Annotated in this window: 12 protein-coding genes, 1 pseudogene and 1 riboswitch; of the genes and pseudogenes, 1 reads left to right on the forward strand and 12 read right to left on the reverse strand. The window is 70.4% G+C overall.

What is annotated here, in order from left to right; genetic code table 11:
• Nucleotide 1 precedes the first annotated feature (1 nt).
• The 7 genes from OG510_RS09540 to rpsB all read right to left on the reverse strand — a co-directional run bounded on the left by OG510_RS09540 (nt 2) and on the right by rpsB (nt 7,208).
• Nucleotides 2-1,126 (reverse strand): thiamine ABC transporter substrate binding subunit, encoded by a 1,125-nt coding sequence (locus OG510_RS09540; RefSeq protein ID WP_406136360.1) that lies wholly within the window; start codon nt 1,124-1,126, stop codon nt 2-4.
• A 72-nt stretch (nt 1,127-1,198) separates the two neighbouring features.
• A riboswitch (TPP riboswitch) is annotated at nt 1,199-1,303 on the reverse strand.
• 29 nt (nt 1,304-1,332) lie between these two features.
• Nucleotides 1,333-2,439, reverse strand: coding sequence for a 23S rRNA (adenine(2503)-C(2))-methyltransferase RlmN (gene rlmN / locus OG510_RS09545; RefSeq protein ID WP_164266819.1), 1,107 nt, complete (start codon nt 2,437-2,439; stop codon nt 1,333-1,335).
• A gap of 116 nt (nt 2,440-2,555) precedes the next feature.
• On the reverse strand, nt 2,556-3,656 hold the full coding sequence (locus tag OG510_RS09550) for a phosphatidate cytidylyltransferase (RefSeq protein WP_406136361.1): 1,101 nt from the start codon (nt 3,654-3,656) through the stop codon (nt 2,556-2,558).
• Nucleotides 3,656-4,213, reverse strand: coding sequence for a ribosome recycling factor (gene frr, locus OG510_RS09555; RefSeq protein ID WP_164266826.1), 558 nt, complete (start codon nt 4,211-4,213; stop codon nt 3,656-3,658). The genes OG510_RS09550 and frr overlap by 1 nt, the downstream gene beginning before the upstream one ends.
• Before the next feature lie 175 nt (nt 4,214-4,388).
• Nucleotides 4,389-5,144: a UMP kinase gene (gene pyrH, locus OG510_RS09560; RefSeq protein WP_164266825.1), complete on the reverse strand. Its 756-nt coding sequence runs from the start codon at nt 5,142-5,144 to the stop codon at nt 4,389-4,391.
• Between the two features lie 185 nt (nt 5,145-5,329).
• On the reverse strand, nt 5,330-6,166 hold the full coding sequence (gene tsf, locus OG510_RS09565) for a translation elongation factor Ts (protein ID WP_164266817.1): 837 nt from the start codon (nt 6,164-6,166) through the stop codon (nt 5,330-5,332).
• 94 nt (nt 6,167-6,260) lie between these two features.
• On the reverse strand, nt 6,261-7,208 hold the full coding sequence (gene rpsB / locus OG510_RS09570; RefSeq protein ID WP_406136363.1) for a 30S ribosomal protein S2: 948 nt from the start codon (nt 7,206-7,208) through the stop codon (nt 6,261-6,263).
• A gap of 480 nt (nt 7,209-7,688) precedes the next feature.
• On the opposite strand from rpsB, the pseudogene OG510_RS09575 reads away from it, so the two are divergent.
• Nucleotides 7,689-8,072, forward strand: a pseudogene (locus tag OG510_RS09575) (peptidoglycan DD-metalloendopeptidase family protein); the annotation flags it as partial.
• A gap of 281 nt (nt 8,073-8,353) precedes the next feature.
• Here OG510_RS09575 and OG510_RS09580 read toward each other — a convergent pair.
• The 5 genes from OG510_RS09580 to OG510_RS09600 all read right to left on the reverse strand — a co-directional run bounded on the left by OG510_RS09580 (nt 8,354) and on the right by OG510_RS09600 (nt 13,180).
• Nucleotides 8,354-8,911, reverse strand: a complete 558-nt coding sequence (locus OG510_RS09580) for a TetR/AcrR family transcriptional regulator (protein WP_406142345.1) — start codon at nt 8,909-8,911, stop codon at nt 8,354-8,356.
• Between the two features lie 73 nt (nt 8,912-8,984).
• On the reverse strand, nt 8,985-9,821 hold the full coding sequence (gene whiG / locus OG510_RS09585; RefSeq protein ID WP_164265889.1) for an RNA polymerase sigma factor WhiG: 837 nt from the start codon (nt 9,819-9,821) through the stop codon (nt 8,985-8,987).
• Between the two features lie 208 nt (nt 9,822-10,029).
• Entirely contained in the window at nt 10,030-11,202 is a 1,173-nt protein-coding gene (dprA, locus tag OG510_RS09590; RefSeq protein ID WP_406136364.1) for a DNA-processing protein DprA, read from the reverse strand.
• Nucleotides 11,199-12,821 (reverse strand): YifB family Mg chelatase-like AAA ATPase, encoded by a 1,623-nt coding sequence (locus tag OG510_RS09595; protein WP_406136366.1) that lies wholly within the window; start codon nt 12,819-12,821, stop codon nt 11,199-11,201. The genes dprA and OG510_RS09595 overlap by 4 nt, the downstream gene beginning before the upstream one ends.
• Nucleotides 12,821-13,180, reverse strand: coding sequence for a YraN family protein (locus OG510_RS09600; protein ID WP_406136367.1), 360 nt, complete (start codon nt 13,178-13,180; stop codon nt 12,821-12,823). Before OG510_RS09600 ends, OG510_RS09595 begins: the two co-directional genes overlap by 1 nt.
• Nucleotides 13,181-13,263 lie beyond the last annotated feature (83 nt).

Genomic DNA, 13,263 nt, shown 5'->3' on the forward strand with positions numbered 1-13,263 from the left:
GCTACTTCAGGACGATCGAGGACCACGACTTGACCCACTGGTCACGGTTCTTGGCGATCGTGGCGGGTGCGACGGTCTCGGGCCTGGTGACCTTCGCGCCGAACTCCGTGAAGACCGCGGGCTCCTTCGCGCCCTTCACCACCGGGTCCACGAACATGTTGAGCGGCATGTCCTCCTGGAACTTCTTGCTGATCAGGAAGTCGATCAGGGCCTTGCCGCCCGCCTCGTTCTTCGCGCCGCCGAGCAGCCCGGCGAACTCGATCTGCCGGAAGCAGGTAGAGGTGACGACGCCGGTCGGGGCGGTCTTCGGCCGCGGCTTGGCGTACAGCACCTCGGCGGGCGGGCTCGACGCGTACGAGACGACGAGCGGCCGGTCGCCCTTGGCCTTCTTGCCGCCGGCCGAGCCGGAGAAGTCGTTGTTGTACGCCTGCTCCCAGCCGTCGTCGACCTTGACTCCGTTGGCCGTGAGCTTCTTCCAGTACGCCTGCCAGCCGTCGTTCCCGTACCGCCCGACCGTGCCGAGCATGAAGCCCAGGCCCGGTGAGGAGGTGGCGACGTTCTCGGTGACCAGCAGGTTCTTGTACTGCGGCTTGATCAGGTCGTCGAAGCTCCTGGGCGGGGCGAGCTTGTGGTCCGCGAAGTACTTCTTGTCGTAGTTGACGCAGAGGTCGCCGCTGTCGACCGGTGTGACCCGGTGCTTCTTCGCGTCGAGCTGTACGGCGGATGCGACCTGGTCCAGGCCCTTCGCCCGGTACGGCGTGAACAGGCCGTTGCCGAGCGCCCGGGACAGCAGGGTGTTGTCGACACCGAAGAAGACGTCACCGCGCGGGGAACCCTTGCTGAGGATCTCCTGGTTGAGCGTGGCGCCCGCGTCCCCGCTCTTGAGGACGTGGACGGTGTAGCCGGTCTCCTTGGTGAACTCCTTGAGCACGGCGGGGGACGCGGCGAACGAGTCATGGCTGACGAGCGTCACGACCTTGGAGTTCTTGGCGCCCGAGCCCGAGTCGTCGGAGCCTCCGCAGGCGGCGAGCGCCGAGACGCCCAGCGCGGCGGCCAGCGCGGTGACCGTCAGCTTCCTGGTGCTGAGCGTTCTGCCGGCCGTGCGCGCTCGCTTGGTGGTGCTCACTGATTCCTCCTGGGATGGACATCCAGGAAGAGACGCGGCCCTGCCCGCGGGAGAGCGGGCAGGGCTGAACAGCTTGAGTAGTGACCGAACTTCCTACCCGGAATGACCCGGGCAAGGTCCAGAGGGTCTGCGGCATGGCCGCACTCTCAGCGCTGTGGCGCTCCCCTGTCGGAATATGAAAATGTGCGCCCCACGTTACACGGGCCCTACCGCTCGGCGGCGGCCAGCTGCCCGCAGGCTCCGTCGATCTCCTGGCCGCGGGTGTCCCGTACGGTCACGGGGACTCCGTGGGCGGCGATGGCGGCGACGAACGCCTTCTCGTCCTCCGGCCGGGACGCGGTCCACTTGGAGCCCGGCGTCGGGTTGAGCGGGATCAGGTTGACGTGGACGGGCTTGCCCTTGAGGAGCCGTCCCAGCCGGTCGCCCCGCCAGGCGTGGTCGTTGATGTCGCGGATGAGCGCGTACTCGATGGAGACCCGGCGGCCGGACTTCGCGGCGTACTCCCAGGCGGCGTCCAGCACCTCACGGACCTTCCACCGGGTGTTGACCGGGACGAGGGTGTCGCGCAGCTCGTCGTCGGGCGCGTGCAGCGAGACCGCGAGGCGGCATTTGAAGCCCTCGTCGGCGAAGCGCAGCATCGCGGGCACCAGGCCGACCGTGGACACGGTGATCCCGCGCTGCGAGAGACCGAGACCGTCGGGCTCGGGGTCGGTCAGCCGGCGGATCGAGCCGACCACCCGCTTGTAGTTGGCGAGCGGTTCGCCCATGCCCATGAAGACGATGTTGGAGAGCCGGGCGGGCCCGCCGGGCACCTCACCGTCGCGCAGCGCGCGCATCCCGTCGACGATCTGGTGCACGATCTCGGCCGTCGAGAGATTGCGGTCCAGACCGGCCTGGCCGGTGGCGCAGAACGGGCAGTTCATCCCGCAGCCGGCCTGCGAGGAGATGCACATCGTCACTCGGTCCGGGTAGCGCATCAGGACGGACTCGACGAGCGTGCCGTCGTGCAGCTTCCACAGCGTCTTACGGGTGGTGTCGTCGTCGCAGCTGATGTGGCGCACCACGCTCATCAGGTCGGGGAGCAGCGCCTCCCGCAGCTTCTCGCGCGAGGCGGCCGGGATGTCGGTCCACTCGGCGGGGTCGTGGGCGTACCGCGCGAAGTAGTGCTGCGACAGCTGCTTGGCGCGGAACGGCTTCTCGCCGGTCTCGGCCACGGCGTCCTTGCGCTCGGCGGGCGTGAGGTCGGCGAGGTGGAGCGGGGGCTTCTTGGCTCCGCGGGGCGCGACGAAAGTGAGTTCTCCGGGCTTAGGCATGGTCCATCCAGTGTCGCAGACAGCGGAGGGAGGGCCCGCCGTCCTGTGGACAGCGGGCCCTCCCTCGGTGAAGCAGCAGGTCGCAGACGTGGACGTCCGGTCTCAGGAGCCGGCCTTCAGGATCCGACGAACAGCACGAGCAGCAGCCAGACCACGGGTGCGGTGGGCAGCAGGGAGTCCAGCCGGTCCATGATCCCGCCGTGGCCCGGCAGCAGCGTTCCCATGTCCTTGATCCCGAGATCCCTCTTGATCATGGACTCGCCCAGGTCGCCCAGGGTGGCGCTGGCCGCGACGGCGAGGCCGAGCAGCAGACCCTGCCACCACTGCCCGTCGTCGATCAGGAACTGCATGCAGAGCGCGCCCGCCACCATCGCGAAGCTGACCGCCCCGAACAGCCCCTCCCTGGTCTTTCCGGGGCTGATACGCGGTGCGAGCTTGTGCTTGCCGAAGCGCCAGCCGATCGCGTATGCACCCGTGTCGCTGACCACGGTCAGCACCAGGAACGTGAGCACCCGCCAGGGCCCGTCGTCGGCGGCCAGCAGCAGCGCCACGAACGTCGCCAGGAACGGCACGTAGAAGGCGGCGAACACCCCAGCCGTGACGTCCCTGAGGTAGCCGTCCGGTGGCGCGGTCATCCGCCAGACCAGGACGGCGAGCGCCGTGAGCGCCATGGCGATCCAGGCACCCTCGGTCCCCCGCGCGTACCCGGCGACGACCATGGCGGCGCCGCCCACCGCGAGCGGTACCAGCGGCGCCTTGACGCCCTTGCGCTCATCGAGCCGGGAGGTCAGCTCCCAGAGGCCGACGACCACCGCGACCGCGATCACGATGACGAACGCGGCCTTCCAGACGAAGAGCGAGGCGATCACCACCACGCCGAGGCCGAGACCGACCCCTATCGCCGACCGCAGATCACGGCCGGCCTTCTTCTTCTCGGGAGGCGGCGGGGCCGGTGCGGGCTCCTGCGGCGTCTCGTCACGGAACGAGGGGCCACTCGGGCGAGCGGCCCCCCGGTCGTGGTCGGCACGGCCGTCATGGTCACGGCCGCCGTCTTCGGCGTCTCTGCCTGCGTCGGGCACGATGGGCATGGGCCGAGTCTGCTCAACTTCATGCTCGCCGTATGCGGGACCCGCCGGGACAGCGCCCTGGTCGGGGGCGGGTCGCCATTCCCCGACGGGATGGCCGCTCTGCGGGGCACCCCAGGAAGAGTCGTTCATCAGACCTCGAGCAGCTCGGCTTCCTTGTGCTTGAGCAGCTCGTCCACCTGCGCGACATACTTCGCGGTGGTGTCGTCGAGCTCCTTCTCGGCGCGGCGGCCCTCGTCCTCGCCGACCTCGCCGTCCTTGATCATCTTGTCGATCGTCTCCTTGGCCTTGCGGCGGACGGAGCGGATCGAGATCTTGGAGTCCTCGGCCTTGGTCCTGGCGACCTTGATGTACTCCTTGCGGCGCTCACCGGTCAGTTCGGGGAACGTCACCCGGATGATGTTGCCGTCGTTGCTCGGGTTGACGCCGAGGTCCGAGTCGCGGATCGCCTGCTCGATGTTGCGCAGCGAAGTCTTGTCGAACGGGGTCACCACGGCCATCCGGGCCTCCGGCACGGAGAACGAGGCGAGCTGGTTGATCGGGGTCAGCGCGCCGTAGTACTCCGCCACGATCTTGTTGAACATCGCCGGGTGCGCACGGCCGGTGCGGATCGCGGCGAAGTCCTCCTTGGCGACCACGACGGCCTTCTCCATCTTCTCCTCGGCCTCGAGGAGGGTCTCTTCGATCACCACTTGCTCCTGCATGTCTTGAGTGGGCCCGCGTTCTCAGGCCCTGGAGTAAACCCGCGTCTTGCCCTGCACGGTGTCCGACCGGCAGGTTCTAGTCGGTCCTGTTGGCCTCTCGGCCTCTCGGCCTTGTGACCGCGTGGCCCCTTGGTTCTCCCGAACGGCCGACGCCCGGTTCTCAGGCCCGGGTGCCCTGGTCGTTCACAAGAGTCCCGATCTTCTCACCCTTGACGGCCCGCGCGATATTGCCCGAGGCCAGCAACTCGAAGACGAGGATCGGCAGGCTGTTGTCACGGCAGAGGGTGATGGCGGTCGCGTCGGCGACCTTGAGGTTGCGGTTCAGTACCTCGCTGTACTCCAGCGCGTCGTACTTCACCGCGTCGGGGTTCTTCTTCGGGTCGGAGTCGTAGACCCCGTCCACCCCGTTCTTGCCCATGAGCAGCGCCTCGGCGTCGATCTCCAGGGCGCGCTGCGCGGCGGTGGTGTCCGTCGAGAAGTACGGCATGCCCATGCCCGCGCCGAAGATGACGACGCGTCCCTTCTCCAGGTGCCGGACTGCGCGCAGCGGGATGTACGGCTCCGCGACCTGCCCCATGGTGATGGCGGTCTGGACGCGGGAGTCGATCCCCTCCTTCTCCAGGAAGTCCTGGAGGGCGAGGCAGTTCATGACCGTACCGAGCATGCCCATGTAGTCGGAGCGGGCCCGGTCCATGCCGCGCTGCTGGAGCTCGGCGCCGCGGAAGAAGTTGCCGCCGCCGATGACGACCGCGATCTCGGCGCCGTCACGGACGACCGCCGCGATCTCGCGGGCGATGGCGTGCACGACATCGGGGTCGACGCCGAGGCCGCCGCCGCCGGCGAACGCCTCGCCGGACAGCTTCAGCATGAAGCGGCCGTGCCTCTTGCCGTCGCCGGTAGTGCCGTCGTCGGTCATGTCGGCGTTTTTGTCGGCCTGTTCCATGGAGATTCTCCTCGTGCGCATACGAAGAAGGCCATTGCCGGGGGTCCTTGCGGTTCCCTGTGCGGCAATGGCCTCCTCGTCAGATCTGCGGCCGTCCGGCGCGGACCCGGGCGGCTGCGTCAGACCCTATCGGGGTCTTCGGTGGATCGCGTACAGACTCAGATGCCGACCTTGATGCGCGAGAAGCGCTTCAGGGTGGCACCGGCCTCGTCGAGAACCTTCTGGACGGACTTCTTGTTGTCCAGGGCGTACGGCTGGCCCAGGAGCGTGGCGTCCTTGAAGAATCCGTTGACCCGGCCCTCGACGATCTTCGGGAGGGCGGCCTCGGGCTTGCCCTCGGCGCGCGTGGTCTCCTCGGCGACGCGACGCTCGGCCTCCACGACCTCGGCCGGGACGTCCTCGCGGTCCAGGTACTTCGGCGCGAAGGCGGCGATGTGCTGCGCGATACCGCGGGCGAGGTCGGCGTCGGCCTTGTCCAGCTCGACCAGGACACCGATCTGCGGGGGCAGGTCGGGCATGGTGCGGTGCATGTACGAGGTGACGTAGACGCCCGAGAACTGCGCGAAGCGGTCCAGGACGATCTTCTCGCCGAGGTTGGCGTTGGCCTCGTCGACGAACGCCTGGACGGTCTTGCCGGCCTCGATCTCGGACGCGAGGAGCGTCGCGATGTCGGCCGGGGAGGTCGCGGCGACGTGGGCGGCGAGCGCGTTGGCGACAGCCTGGAACTTGTCACCCTTGGCGACGAAGTCCGTCTCGCACTTCAGCTCGACCAGAACACCGGAGGTGTTGTCGTCGGCGATGAGGGTGACGACCGCGCCGTTCTCGGCGGAGCGGCCCTCGCGCTTGGCGACGCCCTTCTGGCCCTTGATGCGGAGCGCCTCGACGGCCTTGTCGACACTGCCGTCGGCCTCGTCGAGCGCCTTCTTGCAGTCCATCATGCCGGCGCCGGTGAGCTCGCGGAGCTTCTTGACGTCAGCGGCGGTGTAGTTCGCCATGATCGTGAAATTCTCTCTCGAAGTCTGAAAGATCTTACGGGTGAACGGCGGAGGCCCGGGGGCCTCCGCCGTCAACGACCGAACCGGGTGAGGGTCAGGACTGCTCGGCGTCCGCGGCCGGGGCGGCGGGCGCCTCGGCGGCAGGGGCCTCGGCAGCGGGCGCCTCGGTGGCCGGGGCCTCGGCGGCGGCCGGGGTCTCGGCGGCGGCCTCGGCGTCCGCGACCTTCTCGGTCTCGGCGGAGGTCTGGACGACCTCGGCGCCGTCCTTCTTCTCGAGCAGGTCACGCTCCCACTCGGCGAGCGGCTCGGAAGCCGCCTTCTCGCCCGGCTTCTGGTCGCCGGTCGCAGCGCCGGAGCGGGCGATGAGGCCCTCGGCGACGGCGTCGGCGATCACGCGGGTGAGCAGGGTGACGGAGCGGATCGCGTCGTCGTTGCCCGGGATCTTGTAGTCGACCTCGTCGGGGTCGCAGTTGGTGTCGAGGATCGCGACGACCGGGATGTGGAGCTTGCGCGCCTCACCGACGGCGATGTGCTCCTTCTTGGTGTCGACGATCCAGACGGCGCTGGGCACCTTCTGCATCTCGCGGATACCACCGAGGGTCTTCTCCAGCTTGGCCTTCTCGCGCGAGAGGACCAGGAGCTCCTTCTTGGTGAGGCCGGAGGCGGCCACGTCCTCGAAGTCGATGAGCTCGAGCTCCTTCAGACGCTGAAGGCGCTTGTAGACGGTGGAGAAGTTGGTCAGCATGCCGCCGAGCCAACGCTGGTTGACGTAGGGCATGCCCACGCGCGTCGCCTGCTCGGCGATGGCTTCCTGGGCCTGCTTCTTGGTACCCACGAACATGATGGAGCCGCCGTGGGCGACGGTCTCCTTGACGAACTCGTAGGCGCGGTCGATGTACGACAGCGACTGGAGCAGGTCGATGATGTAGATGCCGTTGCGCTCCGTGAAGATGAAGCGCTTCATCTTCGGGTTCCAACGACGGGTCTGGTGACCGAAGTGGACGCCGCTCTCCAGCAGCTCCCGCATCGTGACGACGGCCATGGCCGTACTCCTTGATGTACTCGGTTGTCGCGACCGCAGGTTTGCTGTCGCGCCTGACGCCCACACGCGCCGTGCCACGAGGGACCGAGAGGCGCGTCCATCGACCGCTGATGGGGTGATGGGGGGCGTGCGAAGTCGACCCGGTGACCCGGATCGCCACCAGAAGTGTACGGGACCCGGTGGGTGCCGGGTGACGGCGATGTCCACAACCGGCTGGTAGTCCACAGATACCGGCCATGATCCCCACGAAGCGGCGTACGGGGGGACGGTTGTCCCATGTTCCTGGCACCCTCCGGACCCTTCCGGCCCTTCCGGCCCTTCACGCTCCTCGTGCGCTTCGGGCGCCCCGGGCACCTCATGTGCCTCGGGCGCCTCGTGGCGGTGTGCTGCGCGGTGCTGCTGCCCGTGGTGCCCGCGGTGTCTGCCATGGCGGGGGCATCGGTGGCATCACTGGCATCGGTGACGTCACCGATGCCAGTGATGTCGGCGTTACCGGGATCCGGCGCCGTGCGGGCGGGGCCCATTCCGGCGGGACCAGCTCCGGCGGAATCCGTTCCGGCGGCTGACCGCAGCTGGCCGGTGGCCGGCCGTCCGCGGATCGTCCACGGCTGGGACCCGCCCGCCTCCCCGTACGGGCCGGGGCACCGCGGGATCGACCTGGCCGCCCCACCCGGCACACCGGTGCTGGCGGCCGCTTCCGGCCGGGTCACGTTCGCGGGCCGGGTGGCCGGTCACGGCGTCCTGACCATCGCGGTGTCCGGCACCTCCCTGCGCACCACCTACGAACCGGTCCGGGCGCTCGTCGGGACCGGGGACGAGGTCACCGCGGGCCGGCCGGTCGCCGTACGGGAGGCCGGGCCGTCCCACTGCCCTTCGGGCTGCCTGCACTGGGGGCTGCTGCGCGGGGACAGCTATCTGAACCCGCTGTCGCTGCTCCCGCCCAGCCTGCTGCGACAGGGTCCGTCCAGGCTGCTGCCCGTTTTCGGAGTCCCGGAGATCAAGCAGACCCCGGAGATCAAGCAGGCCCTGGAGGCCGGACAAGCCCCGGAGGTCAGGCAATTCCCGCAGAGCGGGCAGGCCCCGCCAAACACGGCGCCAGCGCCCCGGGGATCGCTGGACGGTGTCCGGGGCGAACCGGGCGGGGATCAGCCCCGGACACCGCCCAGCGCCATCGCGACGGCCGCGTCGGCCACCACGGCGGGGTCCTCGGCCGACCCGGTCTCGATACGCCGCACCGCCGCATCCACCACCCCTTGGAGCAGCATCGCCGCCAGCCTCGGCTGGTCGTGGTGCAGAGCTTCGAGCGCCTCGACGATCATCGCGATCAGACCACCGTGTGCGGCACGGATCTTCTCGCGGGCGCCCGCGTCGAGCTCACCGGCGGAGATGGCCACCACGGCCCGGTGGCGCTGGTCCCCGACCAGGGCAAGCTGCTGGCGGACGTACGCCTCGACCTTGCCGGCCGGATCAGGGGCCCGCTCCATCGCGGACTCGATCTCCGCGGCCCAGACCGGGAAGTCGACGGCGCAGAGCTCTTCCACCACAGCGGCGCGCGAGCGGAAGTACTCGTAGACGGAAGAGCGCGCGAGGCCGGTGCGCTCGGCGAGGGCGGGGAAGGTCAGCGCCTCCGTGCCGCCTTCGGAGAGGAGGGTGCGGGCGGCGTCCAGCAGGGCGCTGCGCTGCATGGTTCGGTGTTCGGCCACGGAGGCCGCTCGAATCCTGGGCACGGGCCCACTTTACGGAAGCCGTTCCGGCAGGGACGATTCGCCTGCGGGATCAGCGGCCGACGTCCGACAGCTTGGCGCGAAGCTGCAGCACGGATTTGGTGTGGATCTGGCTGACGCGGCTCTCCGTGACCCCGAGGACATGGCCGATCTCGGCGAGCGTGAGGCCCTCGTAGTAGTAGAGGGTGACGACGGTCTTCTCCCGGTCGGGGAGCGTATTGATGGCGCGGGCCAGCAGTCTGCGCAGCTCGCGGCCCTCGGCCAGCTCGACCGGGTTGTCCGCTGCGGTGTCCTCCAGGGTGTCCATCAGGCTCAGCCGGTCGCCGCCCTCGCCGCCGACGTGCAGCAGCTCGTCCAGGGCCACCACATTCGCCAGGGACAACTGGCTGAAGACCGCGTGCAGTTCCTCGACGGCGATGCCCATCTCGGCCGCGACCTCGGTCTCGGACGGGGTGCGGCGCAGCTGGGCCTCCAGCGTGGCGTAGGCGCGCTCGACGGCGCGTGCCTTCTGCCGGACCGAGCGGGGAATCCAGTCGAGCGCGCGGAGTTCGTCGATCATCGCGCCGCGGATCCGGGTGATCGCATAGGTCTCGAACTTGATGGACCGCTCGATGTCGAACTTCTCGATGGCGTCGATCAGCCCGAAGACGCCCGATGACACGAAGTCGGCCTGTTCGACATTGGGCGGCAGCCCCACGCTGACCCGGCCCGCGACGTACTTCACCAGGGGCGAGTAGTGCAGGATCAGCTGCTCGCGCAGCCGTTTGTCGCCCGTCGACTTGTACGACCGCCACAGCTCATCGAGCGACGACGGCGCGGGGGGCCGAATATGGCCACGTGCAGCCGGTGGCGCTGCCGCGCGGTCAGACCCGGACGTGTGCTGGGGCATTCGTTGCCTTGAGCCGTTCTGCTGGGACCTGCGTGGGACTTGTTTTGAGCCGGATTCCTCGTGAGCGTAGCGTGACTGGAGCATCGCAGGGCGCGATGTGTCCGTCATAGCACCTGTGCGACGTCATCGCGTGGACCGTGTCCGGGAGGTGATGCCGGAAGGCCCCTGCCGAGGCTGTGACATCACCTTTTCACCCGATTGCCCCAGATCAAGCATCGCCTCGCCGCGCGTCGGCGATCTGTGGCGCCCCGGACGCCAACTGCCATCCTTCACTTCGCCGTTCAACGAACCCCAACGAGTGGAGTTCGTACAACCTGGCGAGCGCTTCATCGGCTGTCGTCCCCGCCTCACGGGCCACATCGCGTCCGTCCATCGCACCGTGGCCGGGAAGTGCCTCAAGAACCCGGGTGGCGACCGGTCCCAGAAGGTCCCTGGGCAGGACCGGGCCGCGTCTGACGGGTGCCAGATCGCCGATGTCCCCCACCAGCTCGGCGACTTCGGCCGCGTCCGTGACCAGTACGCCGCCGCCACGCAGCAGTTCGTGCACTCCGGCGGAGAGGCCGCTGGTGACCGGCCCGGGGACACCCATCGTGTACCGGCCCAGTTGCTGCGCGCTGCGCGCGGTGGCCAGTGAGCCGCTGCGGTACTCGGCCTCGACGACCACGGTCCCCCGGGTGAGGGCGGCGATCACGCGGTTGCGGAGGATGAACCGGCTGGGCGTGGGGTGGTCCCCCGGTGGCAACTCGCTGATGAGCAGCCCCTGTTCCGCGATCCGGCCGATCATCTCGGCGTGGCCACGCGGGTAGACCGTGTCGACTCCGCAGGCCAGCACCGCGATGGTGGCCCCGCCTGCGGCCAGCGCGCCACGGTGCGCGGCGCCGTCCACACCGAACGCGGCGCCCGACACGACGACCCAGCCCAGCTCGGCGAGGCCGGAGCCCAGGGCGGCCGCGACGTGCGCCCCGTAAGCCGTGCAGGCCCGGGCGCCGACCACGGCGACGGAGCGCAGCGCCCATATCCGCAGATGGGGCCGGCCCCGTACCCAGAGCCCGATCGGCCGCGCGTCCCCCAGGTCGTCGAGCTGGGCCGGCCATTCCTGGTCGCCGGGGCAGATGAACCGCCCGCCGCCCGCCGCCGCGTCCCGCAGGTCCCGCTCGGGTCGCGCGGCGGCCGCCCGCAGCCGGTATCCGGCAAGCCGTCTGGCGCTCATCCCGGGGAACGCCGCCTCCTCGCCGTCCGCCACGGAGCGCAGCCGCCGCCACAGCTCCACGGGCCCCAGCTCGCGCAGCCAGCGGCCGCCCAGCTCGTCGCCCGGCTCGATGATCCGGGTCAGCGCGGCCCGGGCCACCCGCTCCTCCCCGCCGGTGTCCGTCGTACTCATCCGCTGTCCTTCCCTGCGGCGAGGAGCGCCCCGCGGTCCACTCCGGTACGCAGTTGGAGCGCCAGCCCGACGTCCTGGGCGCCCGGCCGGTCGCGGCCCGCCAGGTCGGCGACCGTCCAGGCCACCCTCAGCACCCGGTCGAGACCGCGGGCGGTGAGCCGCCCCCGCTCCATGTCCCGCTCGGCCACCGCGAGCGCACCCGGCGCCGCCGTCCAGCGGGTCCGCAGCTCATGGCCCGGCACCTCGCTGTTGGTCGTCCACGGCGTACCGGCGAGCCGCGCGGCCGCCCGCTCACGGCCCTCCCGCACCCGTACGGCCACGGCGGCCGACGGCTCTCCCGCGTCGCCCTGCCCCATGAGGTCCGAGCGGCGCACCGGCTCCACCTCGACCCGGAGGTCCACCCGGTCGAGGAGCGGGCCGGAGAGCCTGGACTGGTAGCGCCGGACGGCCGACGGCGGGCACTCGCACCCGGAGCCGTTCATCGTGTGGCGGCCGCAGGGGCAGGGGTTGGCGGCCAGCACCATCAGGAATCTGGCCGGCAGGCGCACCACCCCGGCGCTGCGCGCGACGACCACGCGTCCGGACTCCAGCGGCTGACGGAGCGCGTCGAGGACCCGGACGGAGAATTCGGGTGCCTCGTCGAGGAAGAGGACGCCCCGGTGTGCCAGGGACACCGCTCCGGGCCGTGGCAGGCCGTTGCCGCCGCCGATCAGCGACTGCATGGTCGCCGAGTGGTGCGGCGCGCAGTACGGCGCGGTCCCGATCAGTGGCTCTCCGGGCGGGAGGATGCCGGCCACCGAGTGGACCGCGGTCACCTCCAGGGACTCCTGTCTGGTCAGAGGCGGCAGGATCGCCGGGAGCCGCTCGGCCAGCATGGTCTTGCCCGCGCCGGGCGGTCCGTGCAGCAGCAGATGGTGGGCCCCTGCGGCGGCGACCTCCAGCGCCTTTCTGGCCGCGGGCTGCCCCGCCACGTCCGCGAGATCGGGCCCCGCGCCGGATCCCGCCCCCAGGGCGAGTCCGGTACCGGCCCCGGCGCCCGGCACCATCAGCCCGGCCAGCATCGAGTCCGGCCGCCCCTGCACCGGGGCCGCCTCGTCGGGAACCGGCTCGCCGGTCAGTACGGCGACGAGCTGGCGCAGGCTCCGCACCCCGAGCACCGAGACGCCCGGCACCAGCGACGCCTCCCCCGCGGTCTGCTCCGGGACCACGACCCGCCGGTATCCCGCTTCGGCGGCCGCCAGCACGGCGGGCAGGATGCCGCGCACCGGTCTGACCCGGCCGTCGAGCCCCAGCTCCCCGATGAGCACCAGATCGGCGATCTCCTTCGGGTCGATACGCTCGGCCGCGCCCAGCACGGCGCAGGCGACGGCCAGGTCGAAGCCGCTGCCGCTCTTGGGCACCGACGCCGGGCTCAGCCCGACGGTGAGCTTCTTCTGCGGCCACTCGGCACCCGAGTTCACCACCGCGGCCCTGACCCGGTCCCGGCTCTCGACCAGGCTCTTGTCCGGGAGCCCCACCAGCGTGAAGGCGGCGATACCCGGTTCGAGATCCGCCTGGACCTCCACCACCACACCGTCGACCCCGGCCAGGGCGACTGAACACGCACGCGCGAAGCCCATCAGGCCACCCCCCGCGCATGCTCGACGAGCGGCGCTCCGCGCCTGGGCAGCAGCACGCCGATCAGATCGATCCGTACGCCGCCGGCCGGCGCTCCGCCGTTGGCCGCGAGCCAGCACTCGGCGAGATGTCTGAGCCGGCCGGCCTTGACCGGGGTGACCGCGGCCATCGGATGTTCGAAAGAGCCTTCTCTGCGGGTCTTCACCTCGCAGACGACCAGTGCGTCACCGTCCCGCGCCACGATGTCGATCTCGCCCGACCTGCACCGCCAGTTCCGCTCGACGACGGTCATTCCGGCTCCGGCCAGCGTCCTCGCCGCCAGCTCCTCGCCGTACCGCCCGAGTGCCCCCCGTGCGTTCATCCGGCACCACCTCCGGCACCGACTCTGCCGCCCCGGCCTCCACCGTGTGGATCTTGGTGGATTACTCGCCGGTTGTGGACAAC

The organism is Streptomyces sp. NBC_01089 (assembly GCF_045162975.1).
In the GTDB taxonomy this organism is placed as follows: Bacteria; Actinomycetota; Actinomycetes; order Streptomycetales; family Streptomycetaceae; genus Streptomyces.

Bases quoted from the DNA above. Each gene is read 5' to 3' on its own strand.
- OG510_RS09550 (WP_406136361.1), bottom strand. From the start codon at position 3,656: ATGAACGACTCTTCCTGGGGTGCCCCGCAGAGCGGCCATCCCGTCGGG.
- rlmN (WP_164266819.1), bottom strand. From the start codon at position 2,439: ATGCCTAAGCCCGGAGAACTCACTTTCGTCGCGCCCCGCGGAGCCAAG.
- OG510_RS09595 (WP_406136366.1), bottom strand. From the start codon at position 12,821: ATGGGCTTCGCGCGTGCGTGTTCAGTCGCCCTGGCCGGGGTCGACGGT.
- dprA (WP_406136364.1), bottom strand. From the start codon at position 11,202: ATGAGTACGACGGACACCGGCGGGGAGGAGCGGGTGGCCCGGGCCGCG.
- OG510_RS09600 (WP_406136367.1), bottom strand. From the start codon at position 13,180: ATGAACGCACGGGGGGCACTCGGGCGGTACGGCGAGGAGCTGGCGGCG.
- rpsB (WP_406136363.1), bottom strand. From the start codon at position 7,208: ATGGCCGTCGTCACGATGCGGGAGCTGCTGGAGAGCGGCGTCCACTTC.
- tsf (WP_164266817.1), bottom strand. From the start codon at position 6,166: ATGGCGAACTACACCGCCGCTGACGTCAAGAAGCTCCGCGAGCTCACC.
- pyrH (WP_164266825.1), bottom strand. From the start codon at position 5,144: ATGACCGACGACGGCACTACCGGCGACGGCAAGAGGCACGGCCGCTTC.
- whiG (WP_164265889.1), bottom strand. From the start codon at position 9,821: ATGCCCCAGCACACGTCCGGGTCTGACCGCGCGGCAGCGCCACCGGCT.